The sequence below is a fragment of the Thermoactinomyces sp. CICC 23799 genome (genome assembly GCF_016055145.1).
Lineage (GTDB): Bacteria > Bacillota > Bacilli > Thermoactinomycetales > Thermoactinomycetaceae > Thermoactinomyces > Thermoactinomyces intermedius.
Genome location: NZ_JAECVV010000011.1, coordinates 1 through 281, shown reverse-complemented (window position 1 = coordinate 281; position 281 = coordinate 1). Strand labels below are relative to the sequence as shown.

Annotated in this window: 3 tRNA genes; all 3 read right to left on the bottom strand. The window is 55.9% G+C overall.

The annotated features are described in order from the left end of the window. Window positions 1-11: 11 nt before the first annotated feature. Window positions 12-86 (bottom strand) — tRNA-Gln (locus I8U21_RS13515). Window positions 87-98: 12 nt separating this feature from the next. Then, window positions 99-183, bottom strand: a tRNA-Tyr gene (locus I8U21_RS13510). Between the two features lie 5 nt (window positions 184-188). Beyond that, a tRNA-Val gene (locus tag I8U21_RS13505) sits at window positions 189-264 on the bottom strand. Between the last annotated feature and the right edge of the window lie 17 nt (window positions 265-281).

The window sequence follows — 281 nt, the reverse complement described above, 5'->3', positions numbered from 1 at the left end:
GGCTCACAACCTGGCTGGGGAAGCAGGATTCGAACCTGCGCATCACGGAGTCAAAGTCCGTTGCCTTACCGCTTGGCTATTCCCCAGCGTATATGATATGGTGGAGGGAGTAGGATTCGAACCTACGAAGGCAAAGCCAGCGGATTTACAGTCCGCCCCAGTTGACCACTTTGGTATCCCTCCGTATATGGTGGACGCTGACGGGATCGAACCGCCGACCCTCTGCTTGTAAGGCAGATGCTCTCCCAGCTGAGCTAAGCGTCCGTTTTTGGTGACCCGTA